14 protein-coding genes are annotated in these 17,071 nt (G+C 64.8%); 2 read left to right on the top strand and 12 right to left on the bottom strand.

Translation table 11 applies throughout. The features are described from left to right. The 7 genes from VFC51_05940 to VFC51_05910 all read right to left on the bottom strand — a co-directional run. Nucleotides 1-306 (bottom strand): Rieske 2Fe-2S domain-containing protein (locus VFC51_05940; protein HZT06552.1); only part of this gene is annotated, 306 nt, incomplete at its 3' end. 23 nt (nucleotides 307-329) lie between these two features. Further along, entirely contained in the window at nucleotides 330-1,490 is a 1,161-nt protein-coding gene (locus VFC51_05935; protein HZT06551.1) for a Rieske 2Fe-2S domain-containing protein, read from the bottom strand. Beyond that, nucleotides 1,484-1,909: a Zn-ribbon domain-containing OB-fold protein gene (locus VFC51_05930; GenBank protein HZT06550.1), complete on the bottom strand. Its 426-nt coding sequence runs from the start codon at nucleotides 1,907-1,909 to the stop codon at nucleotides 1,484-1,486. Before VFC51_05930 ends, VFC51_05935 begins: the two co-directional genes overlap by 7 nt. After that, the gene (locus tag VFC51_05925) at nucleotides 1,906-3,057 is read right to left on the bottom strand and encodes a thiolase family protein (protein ID HZT06549.1); all 1,152 of its coding nucleotides are present in this window, start codon (nucleotides 3,055-3,057) and stop codon (nucleotides 1,906-1,908) included. The genes VFC51_05930 and VFC51_05925 overlap by 4 nt, the downstream gene beginning before the upstream one ends. A gap of 12 nt (nucleotides 3,058-3,069) precedes the next feature. Beyond that, entirely contained in the window at nucleotides 3,070-4,197 is a 1,128-nt protein-coding gene (locus VFC51_05920) for a CoA transferase (protein HZT06548.1), read from the bottom strand. Further along, nucleotides 4,197-5,441, bottom strand: coding sequence for a CoA transferase (locus VFC51_05915; protein HZT06547.1), 1,245 nt, complete (start codon nucleotides 5,439-5,441; stop codon nucleotides 4,197-4,199). The genes VFC51_05920 and VFC51_05915 overlap by 1 nt, the downstream gene beginning before the upstream one ends. Nucleotides 5,442-5,471: 30 nt before the next feature. After that, entirely contained in the window at nucleotides 5,472-6,650 is a 1,179-nt protein-coding gene (locus VFC51_05910) for a Rieske 2Fe-2S domain-containing protein (GenBank protein ID HZT06546.1), read from the bottom strand. Nucleotides 6,651-6,876: 226 nt separating this feature from the next. Here VFC51_05910 and VFC51_05905 point away from each other — a divergent pair, with 226 nt between their 5' ends. Then, nucleotides 6,877-8,586 (top strand): ABC transporter substrate-binding protein, encoded by a 1,710-nt coding sequence (locus VFC51_05905; protein HZT06545.1) that lies wholly within the window; start codon nucleotides 6,877-6,879, stop codon nucleotides 8,584-8,586. Nucleotides 8,587-8,625: 39 nt separating this feature from the next. Further along, nucleotides 8,626-9,780 carry an amidohydrolase family protein gene (locus VFC51_05900; GenBank protein HZT06544.1) on the top strand — a complete coding sequence of 385 codons (1,155 nt, stop codon included), beginning with the start codon at nucleotides 8,626-8,628 and terminating at the stop codon, nucleotides 9,778-9,780. Between the two features lie 532 nt (nucleotides 9,781-10,312). Here VFC51_05900 and VFC51_05895 read toward each other — a convergent pair. The 5 genes from VFC51_05895 to VFC51_05875 form a co-directional block, all read right to left on the bottom strand. After that, nucleotides 10,313-12,013, bottom strand: a complete 1,701-nt coding sequence (locus VFC51_05895; GenBank protein HZT06543.1) for a peptide ABC transporter substrate-binding protein — start codon at nucleotides 12,011-12,013, stop codon at nucleotides 10,313-10,315. 602 nt (nucleotides 12,014-12,615) lie between these two features. Next, nucleotides 12,616-13,752, bottom strand: a complete 1,137-nt coding sequence (locus tag VFC51_05890; GenBank protein HZT06542.1) for an extracellular solute-binding protein — start codon at nucleotides 13,750-13,752, stop codon at nucleotides 12,616-12,618. A gap of 599 nt (nucleotides 13,753-14,351) precedes the next feature. After that, nucleotides 14,352-15,533 carry a M24 family metallopeptidase gene (locus VFC51_05885; protein HZT06541.1) on the bottom strand — a complete coding sequence of 394 codons (1,182 nt, stop codon included), beginning with the start codon at nucleotides 15,531-15,533 and terminating at the stop codon, nucleotides 14,352-14,354. 22 nt (nucleotides 15,534-15,555) lie between these two features. Further along, nucleotides 15,556-16,602, bottom strand: a complete 1,047-nt coding sequence (locus VFC51_05880; protein HZT06540.1) for an extracellular solute-binding protein — start codon at nucleotides 16,600-16,602, stop codon at nucleotides 15,556-15,558. Between the two features lie 133 nt (nucleotides 16,603-16,735). Further along, nucleotides 16,736-17,071: aromatic-ring-hydroxylating dioxygenase subunit beta (locus tag VFC51_05875; protein ID HZT06539.1), on the bottom strand; the 336-nt coding region annotated here is incomplete at its 5' end.

Raw genomic sequence — 17,071 nt, 5'->3', positions numbered from 1 at the left:
GAGGCAGTTGCCCTCGGTGTCGTAGAGCCAACCGTGATAGGCGCAGGAGATGCCCCGCTCCTCCACGCGGCCGTAGAGCAGGGAAGCGCCGCGGTGCGCACAGTGGTCGGAGAGGAGGCCGACGTGCCCACTCCTGTCGCGGAACAGAACCAGATCCTCGCCCAGCACTCGCACGAATTTCGTCGGATGCTGGTCGGTCAGCTCGTTCAGCCCGGCGACCGGCTGCCAGTAGCGGCGCAACAGTTCACCGCCAGGTGTGCCCGGCCCGACCTGCGTGAGTCGCTCGTTCTCTTCCTTTGTGAGCATGCTTCCTCCGCCGACTCGCTGCCCTAGCGAGTGCCCACCAGCTTTGTATGCTCGATGTTCGTATCGATCACCACATTCGGGTCCCGCACGAGCCCCAGCGGATCAAGGCCCCGCTCGACCTTGTCGATCTCGCGCATCAGCACATCGTCCAGGAAGGTCACTCCCGAATCGCGGGTGCCGGCACGCCAGGTTTCTCGCGGGGACACTGGGCCTTGTGATTCGATGACCATGATGTCCTGGAAGGGCACCTGGTGCTGGTTGTAGCGCACGTTGGGGTAGGTGCCGTGAACGGGCACCTTCGCTTCCGAGGGCGGGAAGATGTACTTCTCGGCGATGTGCGCGCCCCAGTCGTCCACCTTGCCCCGATCGAGGTACACGAGGAAGGCAAATCGCTTGGTGTGCGTGTCATCCACCGGCAGTTTGATCGACAGCATATTCATGCGGCGCAGCATGTTGGGGAAGACGAGGAGGTCGTCCTCCACGTATCCGTCGACGATCCCCAGTCGACGACGGACTCCATACTCGACCTCCCGGTACTCGAGCGAGGCCATATCGTCGAGCCGACCTCGAGTCGTGTTCGTAGGCTTGATGCGCTGTGGCCCCCGCTGATCGCGGCGCATGGCGATGGTGTCTTGGTGCAGGACGAAGATGTGGGAGCCATCCAGGTTGTTCTCGACGACCTGGACCCAATTCGCCTGGTACTCGATTTCCATGGAGACTTCTTTGATCGGGTACTGCATGATGTCTAGCCGACGGATCGGCGGGGCCGGCAGCGGCCCGAGATACGCCCAGTACAGACCGAACAGCTTCTCGACCGGGTAAGCCCTCTGCTTCACCGTGAGGTGGAACCTGCTGCCTTCGGGCTCAGCCGGGGTCTCGAGGCAGTTGCCCTCGGTGTCGTAGAGCCAACCGTGATAGGCGCAGGAGATGCCCCGCTCCTCCACGCGGCCGTAGAGCAGGGAAGCGCCGCGGTGCGCACAGTGGTCGGAGAGGAGGCCGACGTGCCCACGCCTGTCGCGGAACAGAACCAGATCCTCGCCCAGCACTCGCACGAATTTTGTCGGATGCTGGTCGGTCAGCTCGTTCAGCCCGGCGACCGGCTGCCAGTAGCGGCGCAGCAGTTCACCGCCAGGTGTGCCCGGGCCGACTCGGGTCAGTCGCTCGTTCTCTTCTGTCGTCAGCATGCGGTCACTCCCTGACGCGTTCGGAACTTGGGGAGCGCGATCGCATCCGAGGCCTGGTCGAACCAGACTTGAACCGCCATCCCTATCTCGATCTGATCGGGGTCTATGTCGGTGACGTTCGTCATGATGTGGGGGCCCTCGTCGAGCTCCACGATGGCAACCACATAGGGGACATCCGTCTCCCAGGCCGGATGGAATGCTCGCCGAACGATCACAAAGCTATAGACGGTGCCCGTGCCCTTCGCGCTCACCCATTCGTGCTCGGTCGAGAGGCAGCCGCTACACATCGGGCTCGGTGGGTGGCGGAACGCGCCGCACGCCGAGCATCGCTGAAGGAGCAGCTCGCCCCGCAGGCAGCCCTCCCAGTACGCCTTTGTGTCGTGGTCGACGATGGGGAGTGGCTTGGGAGGGCGTCTCACGTCCGCTCCGATCCCAGCACCAGCGTGACATGGATGCCGAGCTCACCACACTGGCCGCTCACCACCGCGATCCGCGCGTTTTCGACCTGTCGCTCGCCGCCATCGCCCCGAATCTGGGTCACCCCCTCGGTGATGTGGAGCATCCCGCCAACGTGCGCCTGCGAGAGCAGTCCGCCGTGCGTGTTTACCGGCAATTGGCCGCCGATCTCGATCCGCCCGCCCTCGACGAACGACCCGCTCTCGCCTTTGGCGCAAAAGCCGTAGTCCTCGATCTGGATCAGGACCACGTGGGTGAAGCAGTCATACAGCTCGACCAGGTCGACGTCCTCCGGCGTGATTCCAGCGGCTCCAAACGCCGCCCTGGACGCTTCGACCGCAGCCGACGTGGTCATCGACGCCTGGTAGGTCACGTCGCCATAGCGGCAGGCGGTCGCCATGCCGAGAATGTGGACGACCTTGTGGGGCAGGTCGCGGGCCCGCTCGGCGCTCGTGACCACTACCGCGCCGGCGCCGTCGGAGATCAGCGAGCAGTCCAGCCGCCGCAGTGGATCGACGACCATTGGCGACGCCTGATGGTCGGCGATGGTGATGGGCTGCCGCATCTGAGAATTCGGGTTGAGGCTCGCGTGCCGCCGACAGGCGACCGCCACCGCGCCCAATTGCTCCGACGTGGTCCCATACTCGTGCATGTGGCGCCGGGCCATGAGACCATACAGGATCGGTGCGCCCTCTCCGCCGTAGGGGTTGCGAAAGTCCTGACGATGCGACGCCAAACGCCCGCGGCGGCCTTTCCCGTCGACCGAGGATTTGCCATCGCCGCCCAGGCACAGCACCGTAGAGGCCAGACCGGCCCGGATTGCGGCGACCGCGCTGACCACCGTCGAGGCGCAGGCGGCGCCTCCGAGGCTGATGTCCGCCACGTAGCGCGGTGCGATGCCAAGCTGTTCCGCAACGAACGCCGAGTGGTTTGGGACGGGCTCGCGTCGGGGCTGCCAGGCGACCACGCCATCGATTTGCGTCTTCGTGAGCCCGGCGTCGCGGATGGCTTTGGTCGCGGCGTCGAGCTTGAGGTCCAGCCCGGTTCGATCGAGAGCGCGGCCGACTTCCGTCTCGGCACTGCCGACGATCGCGCAGCCCGTTGACGTCAAATGCCTGTCACCTCAGACTACTCCGCTCTCGAGCAGCGCACGCCGATCGATCTCGTCGTAGCCGAGCTCCTCGAGGATCTCCGACGTGTGCTGGCCCAGCGTGGGTGCCAGTGTGATCTTGCTGCCACGCAGGCTGGCGATGGCGCCGACGGGGAATAGGACCTCGCCGAACTCCGGGTGATTCACCGTCTGCAGGAAGCCGCGATCGATCAGCTGTGGATCCCGCGCCAGATCGAAGGGCGTCGTGACCGGGGCCGACGGAATGTGACGGCTCTGCGACTCCACCACCAGATCGTCCTTCTTGAACTGGGCAGCCCAGGCCCCGATGCGGTCAAGGATGAAGTCCCGCTTGACGTTGCGCTCGGCCTCGTCGGCCAGCTCCGGCTGGGCAGCCAGCACTGGGTCCTGCATCCAGTTCATGAACCGGTTCCAGTTCTCGGCCGAAGACGACAGGCTCACCATCCAGTAGCCGTCGGCGCATGGGAAGGCGCCAGATACGGCCGAGACCGCCCCCCGGAAGCCCCGCCGTTCGGTGGATTTGCCGGTGGACGCGTACGTGACCATCGCCTGCTCAAACAGCGACTCCAGACACTCCATGATCGAAACCCGAACGGTCTGCCCCTGCCCGGTCTCCTGGGCAACAAGGATGGCGGCTGCCGTGGCGACTCCAATGTAGGCGCCGGTTGCGGCGTAGTAGACCCGGCCACCCATCAGCGTCGGGCGCTGTCCGGGGTGACCGGTGATCGAGAGCAGGCCCGAGCGCGCATACGCGCAGATGTCCGGATCGCTGTCGTCTACGACCGCGGTGAGAACCAGCTTCGGGTTGGCTTTGGTGATCGCGTTTTCATCAAACGGCAGAGGCGAATTGGCGACGACGACGTCCGCCGTTCCGATGAGCCGATCCAGGATCCAGCGTCCGGCGGCCGTAGAGGTGTCGAGGGCTAGGCTGCGCTTCCCCGCATTCAGGAACTGGTGAAACGCGCCGTGCTCGAGGTCCTGCTTCTCTTTCAGGTAGGGTCCCATGCGTCGGATGGCGTCACCCGACCGCGGCTCGACCCGAATGACGTCGTGCCCCACCTCAGCGAGGAGGCGGGTCGCGTAGATCCCGGACAGGTTCGTGAGATCGATGACCCGGGCCATCAGACCAGCGCTCCCGCTTGTCCGAGGGACTCGATCTCCTCGTCCGACAGGCCCAGCCACTCGCGGAGCGCCGGATGCGTGTCCGCGCCCAACGCCGCCGCGGATCCGACCGGGGTGAGCGTGCTCCGGCTGAACGCAAATGGCGCGCCCGTGACCGGGAATCGATAGCCGGGCGGATCTTCGATTGTCTTGAACACGCTCGAGGTCCTCGGGTCCGCCATGACGTCTTTGACCCGGCGCATCCGTTCCGTGGCCACGCCTGCCCGTTGCAGACGATTCTCGACGTCTGTGTTTTCCAGCTCGCTCGTCCAGGCCTCGATGTTCGCGTCGATCTCGTCGTGATGGCGCAGCCGACCGGTCACGTGGGCGAAGCGTGCGTCGGTCGCCCAGGCGGGGCTCCCCATCGTCTCCACCAGCCGCCGCCATTCGTCGTCGTCCCGCACGCTGATAACCACCCATTCGTCCTTGCCCGCGCAGCGATAGCAGCCCTGGGGCGCCACGTTGGTCGACCGGTTGCCCAGGCGGGCCGGGGGCGCCTCATTGATGGAGCTAGCCAAGAGCAGTGGGCCCAGGGTCGACACGCTCGCCTCGAACTGGGCCAGGTCCAGATTCGCGCCCCTGCCGGTGACTCTCCGCTCGGTGAGTGCGTTCAGGACCCCGAACGTGGCGTGGAGTCCGCCGATGTAGTCGTTCCAGGAGCTGGAGATGCAGGTGGGCGGGTCGTCCTCGGCTCCAGTGACCATCATCAGGCCCGTGTAGGCCTGGAGGTTCATGTTCATGCTGGTCCAGTCGCGGCGCGGGCCAGAGTGCCCGTAGCCGGCCATGCTGACATACACGAGCCCGGGATTCAGCGGCGCCAGGTCGTCATAGTCGAGGCCAAGCCGCCCCATGACGCCTGCGCTGAAGTTCTCGACGATCACGTCTGCCACCGATGCGAGGCGACGAGTGACTTCGCGGGCCGCCTCGGTCTTCAGGTTCAGCGTGATCGACCGCTTGTTGCGGTTGGTGTTGATGAAGGATGGCGGCCGATCCACCCGGCCCTTGAAGCTAGGATCGGGCTTGGTCACCCCGGTCCGGTCCATGCGAGTGCTGCTCTCGACCTTGAGGACTTCCGCCCCGAGGTCCGCCAGCAGGCGGGTACAGAACGGCCCGGCCAGGATGTGGCTGAAGTCCAGCACCCGAATGCCGTGGAGCGGCGTCCGCCCAGCCGCCGTGTTGGTAGTCTCCGGTGCGAGGCTCGTCATGCTCAACTCCACAGGCGCGCTGCGTGACAGTCAACGGACAATGGCGCGAGCCGGCGGAAACCGCCGAGTCATCTCGATCCAGTTCTGGATGTCGGTATCGATTGGAGGCGAATTCGACTCGCGTACGACGCCCAGGGGATCCAGCCCCCGCTGGACCTTCTGAATCTCGCGCTCGAGCATCTCGCGGTACAACACGATGCCGCGATCGGACGTCGCGAGTCGCTCCACCGTCCGATCTGCAATCGGGCTTTGGGTCTCCAGCGCCATGAGATCCTGAGCCTGGGTCCCGCCATCCATGTGATACGTTGCGAATGGGTGGACGGCGCCCGCCGGGGTCTTCGTGCTCGGCCGCTGTCCGGGTTCCCGATCGGGCCGCGACCCGGTACGATCTCGCCCGACCCACCAGTCGCCGAGTCCGACGTCGGCGATCAGCATGAAGCGAAGGGTGTGAGCGTCGTCCACGGGTACGTTGATCAGGAACATGTCGTAGACCCGCTGCACATTTGGAAAGGTCATGACGTCGGTGTCGACGTACCCGCTCCGGTGGACCTGCTTGCGCTTGATACCGACTGAGACCTCGCGGTACTCGAGCTCGGCGAGCGCGTCAATGCGGCCGCGGGCGGTGCTCATGCCGTCCGTGCCACGCTGCGCAGTGTCCTGGTGCAGGATGAAGACGTGGGACTGGTCCATGTGGTTTTCCATGATCTGGAGCCAGTTGCAGTCGAATGGGCTCGGCATTCGAGCTGGCCTCAACCCCAGTTCGAGGGCGTCCCAGCGGAGCAGCTCGGGCGCCGGAGCCGGACCCAGATACGCCCATAAGAGTCCGTAGCGCTCTCTGAGCGGATACGCCCGTTGCTTCACCGTGAGATGGAAGAGGCTGCCCGCGGGCTCGGCGGGCGTTTCCAGGCAATTGCCTTCGGTGTCGTAGAGCCAGCCGTGGTAGGCGCAGGAGATGCCCCGCTCCTCCACGCGCCCATAGAGGAGGGACGCGCCGCGATGCGCGCAGTGGTCGGCCAGCAGGCCGAAGGACCCCCGCTTGTCCCGGAAGAGCACGAGGTCCTCGCCCAGGATGCGCACGAACTTCGTGGGGGATTCATCCGTCAGCTCGGTCGCTTGCGCGACCGGATGCCAGTAGCGGCGTAGGAGCTCGCCGCAGGGGGTCCCCGGCCCAACCCGCGTCAAGCGGACATTGTCTTCCGCCGTCAACATCTTTGGCCCCCTGTGGCAGGTGGTGCCTAGTCTATCATGCGCCGCGAGCGCGGGCCCTTGGAGTTGTGCACAATTCTTATTTGACTGATCTTTCCTCTCGCCTATATACACCGAGCGGCCATGAGTAGCGGATGCCCGCTAGCGAGCTCCGCAAGGAATAGCGCGGTGCGGAGCTGGGTGGACGCACCGTGGGAGCCTGGTGGCAAACCCCCAAAAAGGAGCGAAGGTGCAACAACTAGGCAGCTGGCGACTGCTCCTCCTTCCGCTGACCGTCCTCATTGCGGCGTGCGCTGCGCAGCCTCAAGCCGCCGTGTCGACAGCGGATACGAGAACGGCCGTAGAGACAAAACCCTCCCGAGTGCTGTCGGTGGTCGTGCGGACCGAGCCCTTTGACCTGACTGACAACGCCTCGGGTCGGAACCGCATCACGATCAGCCTCTTCACGGCGGGCCTGGCGAACCTCGACCACAACGCGCCGACGCCGGTCCTTGCCCAGACCCTCCCGACGCTCGGCACCGAGAGCTGGAAGGTTGCCGATGACGGCAGTATGGAGACCTCGTATCAGCTCCGGCCCAGTCTGCGCTGGCACGACGGTACCTCCCTGAAGGCCAGCGACTTCGCCTTCGCCTATCGGGCCAACCAGCTCCGCTTCGAGTGGGGCCTCTCGACTTCGTCCATCGACCTCGCCGAGCACAAGGCGATCGCCGATGTTGTTGCCTCAGACGACACGACGCTCGTGATCCGCTGGAAGGCGCCCTACGCCCCCGCTGCGACCCCGAGCCTGCTGCCGCTCCCGGCCCATATCCTGGCGCCGATCGCTGAACAGGGCAGCGAGGCCTTCGGCAGCAACCCGTATTGGACGACGCAGTTCGTCGCCGCGGGCCCGTACCTGCTGACCGAGTGGGAGCCCGGGGCGTACCTCCTCGGAAGCGCCTTCGACGGCTACGTCCTTGGCCGCCCGAAGATCGACAGTGTCCGGGTCACCTGGAGCGCCGACGAGAACGCGACGCTGGGACGGCTCCTAGCCGGCGACGCCGACATCGCTGTCGACGACGCGGTCGGCTATCCCCAGGGCGCGGTCCTCCGGACGCAGTGGGGCGCCGATAACCGGGGCATCGTGCTGCTGTCGCCGGCGTCGCTGCGCCACCTCCAGGTGCAGTTCCGCCCGAACATCGTGAACCCCGCGGCCGTGCTGGACCTACGGGTGCGAAAAGCGATCGCCTCCTCGCTGGACCGGCAGGCCCTCGTCGACGCGCTGGTGGACGGGCTGGGAATCCCGACCGACAATATTGGGCTGCCGACGTCGACCTACTACTCGCAGGTCCAGCAGGTCGCGACCAAGTATCCGCACGATGCCAGCCTCGTCGAGCAGAATCTCACAGAAGCCGGCTTCAGCCGGGGGAGCGACGGCTCTTGGCAGAACACGAGTGGGCGCTTCAGCCCCCAGGTGCTGGGCATCGCCGAGGGGCAGGAGGGCCAGGAGACGACGATCGTCGTGGACATGCTGCGGCAGGTGGGGATCGACGCTCAGCTGAACCTCGTCTCAGGCGCCTTGCTCCAACGGGATGACGAGATGAAATCGACGTTCCCCGCGCTCCGCACGAATTACATCACCGCGGAGGACGGCATCGTCTCCCGACTCGTCACGTCGGAGATATCGGGCCCGGACAACAGATGGGGCGCGAAGAACAAAGCCGGTTACACGAACGCGGAGCACGACCGGCTCTACGAGCAGTGGCGGCGAGCGCTCGATACCAACGAGCGAAACCAGATTATGGTCCAGCTCATCGCCTTCTATACCCAGCAGCTCCCGGTGATCCCCACGTACATCAACGTCGGCGTCATTCCACACACCGCGGCCCTGCAGGGTCCGCTGCCGGTGACCCACGACACCACACCCTACAGCAACGTTCACCTGTGGACCTGGACGAGCTAAGCGGCCCCACGCAGGCTACGCAAGGAGGAAGAACCAAACATGCGAGAGTACCGCGTCATCTCCGCCGACAGCCATTGGGAGACCCCGCCCGAAGCGTGGACGCCCCGCGTGCCGGCCAAGTTCAAGGACCGACTTCCGAAGACGATCAAGCTTCCCAATGGTGGTGATGGCGTCCAGGACGCCGACGGGCGGGTGACCTACGGCGGAACGGCCCACTTCTGCGGGCACGGGCCGGAGAACTTCGATCCCACGATCCTGAAGTTCGACAGCGAGGTCGGCTACGGCAGCCCAGAGCAGCGCCTGAAAGAGCAGGATCTCGATGGGGTGGATGCCGAGATCCTGTTCCGCTTTACCCCGCGCACTAAGGACGCGGAGCTGGCGCAGGCGATGGTTCGCGCGGAGAATGGCTGGCTCGCCGAGGAATTCTGCGCGCATGCGCCGGACCGGCTGTTGGGCGTCGGCCTCCTCGCCAACCGCGGCGTCGACGCAGACATTGCCGAGATGACGTACTGCAAGCAGGCGGGCCTCAAGGCCGTGCACCTCACCTACTATCCGAGCGGCGCACATTACCCGACCCCGGAGGACGATCGCTTCTTCGCGGCGGCCCTGGATCTGGAGATGCCGATCTGCGTGCACACCAACATGGCGATGCACCGGGGCGAGCGCGGGGAGTTCATGATCAAGTACCCGATCGAGCCCGAGGGCTACGACCGGCCGCCCATCGACATCGTGGACCGGATGTCGCGCTACGGCACGACCCACTGCGGCACGCTCGAGCTGACGCAGATGATCATGACCGGCCTCTTCGACCGCTTCCCGGCGCTCAAGATCTACTGGGCCGAGAACCAGTGCGGCTGGATCCCGATCTACCTCGAGCAGATGGACATGATCTACGAGGCGAACTGGCGCTGGGTCGAGCGGATCCTCGGGCTGCCGCGGCTTAAGCGCAAGCCGAGCGAATACGTGAAGCAGCACGCGTACTGGGGCTTCTTCGACGACCCGATCGGGATGAAGCTCCGCCATGAGGTGGGCGTCGACCACCTGCTCTGGGGCAGCGACTTCCCACACGAGGTGAGCCGCTGGCCCAACTCCCTGGAGGTCATGGACGAGCAGTTCGCCGCCGCAGGGGTGACCTCGGACGAGAAGCGCAAGATGATGGCCGAGAACGCCGTCAATTTCTTCCACCTAAATTGAAGCGACGAAACGTCAGTGAGGAGTAAGCGATTTCGTACATCTGGGACGAGATCAAGGGCGTGGCCGCCATGATGCCACCTTCGCAACCGAGAACGCCGGCGACCTGACGGCGACGAACAGCATCGCGGCCCACCACCTGGAGGAGGGGGTGGACCGGATCATCAAAGACGGCATTGGCATGATCTGCACGACCGGCAGCTTCGGCCAGTGCTACAACCTCGCGTTTTGAGCAGCGGGGGTTTCGCTTCCCTCAGACTGGAAGCCCACCCAAGTCGACGCGAGTGGCGCCTGCGTCGTCAGCGTTCTGAATGAGCTCCCGGAGAATGGGAAAGCCAGACCGGTAACGGTCGCCAAGGTTTTCCTTGATCCGTTGGATGACTGCGCGGGTCTGGCTGAAAACCCGGCCTGCTACCCACCCATCGCCTCCGGTCAGGCAGGATCCCATCGAGTTCAACCCCGCAATCGTGAGGGGTGGTTCGACACTGCTCGCTGCTCGCCAAAGACCCGTGGACCCGTCCCGCGCGTCGGAGCGCTATTCGACAACGTCTAGCTGGGAGATGTTCCACATCCCACGTTCCGTAACGTTGGCGTTGCGCAGCCGCTTATTAATCATGGAAATGTCCGCGTCGTAAAAGAGTCCCATCATGTTGAGTTGGTCGGAGATGTGGGCCATAATTTGGCCCAGGATCTCCACCCGCTCGGCCCGTGGCACCGTTACGAACATGCGGTCGATCAAGTCGTTGAACTCCGGGTTCTGATACCGCGCGTAGTTGCTGCCCACATATTTCTTTTCCGGGGTCGGCGTGTTGGCGATGAGGGATCGCTGCAGATCGTTGACCGAGTTGGGCTGGCGATACATCAGAAAGCTTGGGAACGTTGCCATGTATTCCAGGTCGTTCAAATAACGCTGGGGTGAAACGATAACAGGCTCTGTTCTGATGCCCATCTGGCTCCATGCATCCGCCACAGCAACGGAAGCCTGGTCGGAGACTTTCGCCCCATAGGTGCGCATCTCCAACGTTAGCGGCTGTCCGGAGCTGTCCCGGTACTGGCCCTCCGCGTCCTTCGCGTATCCCAATTGCTCGATCATCTGACTGGCGCGCCGAGGATCGTACTCATACCGCACGCCCCGGTTCTCCACATCCTTGTATTCGGGCTCAGTCGGGCTGAGAAAGATGTGGGCAACCTGGGTCAGGCCACCCTCCAGCACGTCTTCCAATTGCTGGCGGTCGGTCGCGTACATCAGCGCCTTCCGGAACCGCACGTCCCCGACGATGGGCGGGTCGGAGTTGATGAACTGCGGGTAGATGGTAATCCACGACCGTGGGATCACGCGGACATCACCGGCCTGCCAGCGCTGGCGCATGTCGATTGCGTGCTCGATCGAAAAACCGCGGCCCAGGCTCAGATCAACCGAACCAGCCAGGAGGTCCGCAATCATGGTGTCCTGATCCAGAATGAAGCGAATGACAAATTCGTCGACTTTGGGCCGCCCAAGAACGTACTGGTCATTGGCAACCAACGCGACGTGGCTGCCTGGCACGAATTCCCGCACTTTGAATGGGCCTGTACCGACAAATTGCTGGTTCCAGAATGGCAAGGACTGAAAGTTCGTCTTGTTTTGCAGGTAGGGCTCTTCCAGCAGATGCTTTGGCAAGGGTGATCCGAAGGCACTCCCCGTCCCTCCCACGCCGAACATGGTGTTCGCGTAGATGTACGGCTTACTCCAGTGAACCACGACGGTCTGGGCATCCAACGCCTCGACGCTTTCCACCGACTGGTACCCTCTGTCGCGGATGATCGCCAGCTCTTTGTCCTGGTCCACGCCAGCCGTGAACACCAGGTCCTCGGCCGTGAACGGAACCCCATCGTGCCAGAGGGCGCCCGACCGGATGCGCCACGTCGTGGTCATCTGGCCATCGGGGAGGAGCTGCCACTGGCCATTCTCGATGGTTGGAACGGCTTCCGAGAGGAGCGGCTGGAGCACGCCGTCGCCGGTCGTCTCACTGAGCCCGGACAGGACCACTTCCTCAAGCGCCCCCTGCCCTGGGGTGCCGGACCGCGTGTTCATCCGTGCGACGAGGCTGACGGGGTCGTTCCAGATGGTGCCAGTGACGCGCTTCGTTGCAGGCGGTTTTCCGCCCGTCGGTCCATTGACCCTTGGCGCTCCCTGGGGCACGCAACCGGCCAAGGCCAATCCGACCAGAAGCAACAGCACCCCCCTACGATTCACGGCTTCTCTCCTCAGTGCTTTGGTTCCTGCAGCTTGCGGATTTTAGCTCGTGCCCGTATGGGCGGGCATGCACGTAGATCGCGACCATTCTGGGTTCACTCCATCGGGACCGGTTGGGTATCGAGTTCACGGAGCCACCGAGACGCCAAACCCCAACCGGTCAGGTGACAAGCAACACCCGGGAGGAGGCTCGCTTGCGGTCGCGGCCGAGCAAACATCATGCGCGGGCGAGGAATCCGCGGTGGCGCGACGGCGGATCACGCGCGATGCGCCAAACGTCACGCGCTCCAAAGGTGCTGCACCAGCTGGTCGAGCTGGCGCCGATCATCGACGGGAATCCGAACGTCGAGCAGGTCGCGACCATCGATCTGGAAGAACTGGGGCGCCAGCAGCGGTGCGGACGGATCGTTCTGCAGGTCGCGGGGGATGTGTTCGACCGGATGCGGCCGAGCTGGACCGGGAACACGGCGCTGCTCCTTGGGCAGGTGGTGCGGATCGTCGAGGAGTTCGTGCGAAGGGGGCCGATTCGGATCACGCCGGAGCTGTCAGCGAGACGACCTGCGGCGACGCATCGTGCTGACTCTGCTCCCCTCGAGGCAGGGTCAATCGGGGATGAGGGCCCGCATGTAGCGGACCACCTCCTCCTGCTGCTGGATGTACCGCTCCTTCGAGAGATCGCGATACTCGACGCTCGGCCGGGGGATCACCCCCTCGCGGAGGCCAGCGTTCGACGTGTCGAGGCGCCGACTTGGGTAACCCGAGGCCTGGGCAACGCCCTCCTGGCCCTCCTTGGAGAGGAGCCAATTGAGATAGACGCGCGCGGCGTTCGGGTGCGGGGCTCGATTCAGGAGCGCGACGCTCCCCCAGGCGCCGGTGACGTAAGTTCCCTCTTTGACGGCTTCGGCCGGCAACGACTCGATGGGCAAGCCTCGCGCCTTCATGTCCAGGGCGGTGAAGTCGTTGCTGGCCAGTCCGATGGGATACTGGCCTCGGGCGATCCAGTCGGTGAGCTGGCGATCGTCTTTCGTGATCACGATGTCCTGCCTGAACAACGCGGCCAGGTAATCCTTCCCCAGCTCCGGCGTCGAATACAGGAAGATCGAGCTGGCCAGCCCGGCGCCCGCCACCCGCGGATCGAGCATCGCGATCTTGCCCTTCCACTTCGGGTCCAGTAGGTCGCGGTAGCTGGTGATCTCGTCCGCCCGGACCAAGGTCGGGTTGTAGACCAGCGGGATTTTCAGGCCGCCGAGAAAGAGCAGAGCGTATTTGCCCTCTTCGTCGGCGAACTCATAGGCGCCCCCGCGCCACTTCGACGGATCATTATCCGGCCCCACCAGCGCTGGAAGAATTGGATCGATGGCGGCCTCGGGCAGCAGCCCGTTGATCACACTGGTCGTCCCATGCACGACCACGTCGACCGAATACAGGCCGGCCGCGCGCTCCGTGAGGACCTTGGTCACCATCTGGGCGCCGATCATCCCATTGAAGTCCACCCGAATGTCCGGATAGGCGCGCTCGAACGCGGATGCCAGCGCCTCTGCCACCGGCTCGCCTGTCTGACCGAGAACTGACACCTGCCCTTCGCGCTTGGCTGCTTCGACGACATGGGCCCACTCCGACTGGGTTCCGCCGGCGTCCGGCGCAGCCCGTGCGCTGCCTGCAGGCGTGGTTCTGGCGCAACCGGTCAGCAGGCTCACGAGAGCAACCACGCTCAAGAACGCGGCTCGCTTCGACGACATTTGCGCTCCTACTGGTCACGGGGTGCGCCCATTATATGAGCGGCTCGATGACTTTTCTCAAGGAAGAGCTCTTGTCAGTGGCTCTCGCGATCAACGAACGATTGACCCGGGTTGGACGAGCATCGATTTTTTCGATCGGCTGCTGCTCCGAGCGATCGATAAGGTGGGCGAGGAGTCGATCCCATCAAGATTATTCGGGACCCCGCCGCCGCGTACGTCAGCACGAACCTCGATGAAGGTGTTGCGGGTCGGGGCGCGGCCATCGATCCCCGAAGGAGACTTCGTGTCTCCGTCATTCCAGCGTCGGGATGCGGCTCCATATATCCTTGTCGGCGGCGCGGAAGGGCCGGACACTAAGGGATCGGGAGGGAGCCTTGGCGGATGAACCGCGCGTCACGCAACGGGATGGGCTGATACTACCCTGCCCTATGGCCACCATCCTCTGGATGCCGAGGTCACCGACGGCGAGTAACCCGTCGTGAACTTCAGCGTGGCCAACATCGAGAGTCCCCGGGCCGTACAGGCGGCGACACTGTTAGCCGCGACCGTTCCCTATCTGGCTGAGGGGCGATCATCCGACGCAAGCACGGGTGGATTCTTCAGCGCTCCGCCTTAATGATGCTCTCCTCGTAGGGCACGGCGCCGGTGATGAACTCGGGCGGGCCCTGGGTCACCCGGATCATCTCTTCGAGCTTCACGGCCACGTCACCCCCCTCTTCCCCGAAGAAGCATTCGATCGACAGGATCTGGTTCTCCTTAAAGGTGTCGTCGATCTGGATGCCCAGCCGATCCACTTTTGGATAGCCTTGGGGCACGATCCCGACGGCATGGACGACGTGGTAGTTGTCCTGCTGGTGCTGGAACTCCGACGGGACCGGCGGAATGAGCTCGAGTACCTCGGCGTGGGTTCGGCCGGCGCGCACGCAGTCGCCCACCGCCTGCACGTACTCCCACGCTCGGCGATACAGCTCCCGCTGCGCCTCCGTTGGCTTGGCGCCGACCACGTACGTCCGCGACGCGTCGCCAAGCAGGCTATGGGCGACGCGGCCGTGGAAGTCGATGCCGACGAACTCGCCCTCGCGCAGGGGCCGATCAGTCGCCCAGCGGCGCCAGGGGTTCATGTTCTCGCCGGCGCACACATTGATCTGCAGGATGCCGTCGCCCCCAACATCGGACCAGGCGTCCAGGACCAGCGCCTCCAGCTCCCGCTCCGTGACACCGGGCTTGACGTTGTCGCGGAACACCGTGAACACGTGGGCGTACTTGGCGCCGAGGTCCCGGTAGATTGCGATCTCGTCCTGGGTCTTGACGGAGCGCGCGACCTCGACGAGGGGGAGCGAATTCACCAGCTCCACACCGGCTCGGTCCAAACCGAGCAGGCAGGTGACCTCCATCTCGTCGACGGCAAGCGACTGGCCCGTCGCCCCGTTCGCCTCCATGAGCGCCTTGATGCCGTCGACGAACTTTGCCACCCGGCGCGCATAGTCGGGGAGGAAGGCCTCGGTCGGCTTGTAATTCGTTCCGGCCACAGCGGGATGCTTGAGGGCGACGTAGCCCGCGTCGCGGGGCCGAACCATCGCGATCGCCTCGCCCTCTCGCGGCACGAAGACCTGGCCGCCCGGGATGTGAAAGCCCAGGAGGTAGTCTACGTTCAGGCCCTCGCTGAGCAAAGCCGCGCCGATCCCGCGCCGCTGCATCTCCGCCTGCAGGTTCTCGCGCCGCTCGCGCTTGAGCCGTTCGCTGTCCCAGTTCCCCGCATTGTTGTTGCTAGAGGCCAGCATGCCTTCCTCCTTGTGCGTGTGGCTACCGGGCGAAGAGCTCGTTGAGCAGGGCAAGCAGCGGTTCCTCGTACTCCAGGGCGACTTCGCCGTTCGTGACCATCCAGGACGGATCGGGGACCGCCCACGAGTTCGCATTATCGGCCGGCACGTCGGCACGGGTGCTCGGGTCCCCCATCGACTTTGCCAGCAGCGACTCACCCTCGCGGGAGAGCACCCAGTTCAGGTAGAGCTTCGCCGCGTTCGGGTGGGGCGCGTGGTCGGCCAGCGCGATGTTCGCCGGGCCGGACGTTGTGTGAGTACCCTCGCGCATCGACCGCGGGTCGACAACGGCAATCGGAAGTCCGTCCTGCACGAGCTTGTCAGACTCGACGTTGCTGCAGAAGCAGATGGGGTAGCGGCCCTGGGCGAGCCACTGGGCCCCGGTGCGGTCGTCGCGCAGCATCTGGAGGTCCTGCCGGGCAAGCTGGCGGATGTAGTCGGGGCCCAGGTCCGGATGTAGGTAGAAGAACAGGAACATCGCCCGCCCATAGCCCGAGACGAGGGGATCTCGGCCCATCACGATCTTGCCCTTCCACTTTGGGTCGAGCAGGTTGCGCCAGCTCGTGAGCTCGGCTGGGCTCACCATGGTCGTATTGATGTAGAAGTACTGGCCGGCCCGGCGCAGGAGGGCGAGGGTCGTGTGGTCCTCGTCCATCCAGGGCAGCACGTCCCCACGCCAGTTGCTGGGATCCTTCACCTCCGGCAGCAGAAGGGCCGGCTCCAGCGGCTGGAGCGCGCCCATGGGCTTAAGTGACCGGAGGAGCGTCGTGGTTCCCGCCATGAATACGTCCCACGCGTAGAGACCGGCGCCCCGCTCATTCGCGATGCGCGGAGGGAGCTCGGGTCCGCCTACGCCGAGATAGTCGACGGTGATGCCGTATTTCTTCTCGAATGCCTCGGTGAGCGCAAGACGATTCTCATCGCCTTGCGGGCCGGTCACGTGCACCTGGCCCTCGCGCTTCGCCTCGGCGACGAGCCGGTCCCACTCCTGATCCTCTGGCGACCGCGGTCCGGAGGGAGTTGGCGCCAAGCCGGTCCCCGTGGGAGTAGCCGACGAACATGCGACGACGCACACAACCAGGACCGCCAGGACTGCGGCCGGAACCCTCAACATATGCACCCCACGGCGTGATGAGCCGGAAAAGTGTACGCGCTGGGCCAATTCAAAGAAAGATGCTGACGTCGCGCGCGCCGAGAACCGCCTGGTCAAGGAAGACAGTGCGGGCCGCGAGGCGCCATTGGCCGTCGACAATCCGAAGCACGTCGCGCCGTTCGCCTGAGAAGAGGTCCGGGCTTGTCTCCCACCCACGGTTGCGGTAGACGAGGACGTTACTGACGACGCTCAGCTCTCCCGCCGTGTCCGTCGCGCGAACGCGGACGTTGGAGACCACGTGGCGGGTGCGGGACGGCGGCGTTTCGGACCATGCGTAGCCAGTTCCCAACCGTTTGACGCGAAGCTCGAGGGACGCCCGGTTCTCGGTCAGGATCTCGGTCTCGTT

The sequence above is a fragment of the Chloroflexota bacterium genome (genome assembly GCA_035652535.1).
In the GTDB taxonomy this organism is placed as follows: domain Bacteria; phylum Chloroflexota; class UBA6077; order UBA6077; family SHYK01; genus DASRDP01.
The sequence above is the reverse complement of the archived record's forward strand: the minus strand, read 5'-3'. Positions and strand labels throughout refer to the sequence as shown.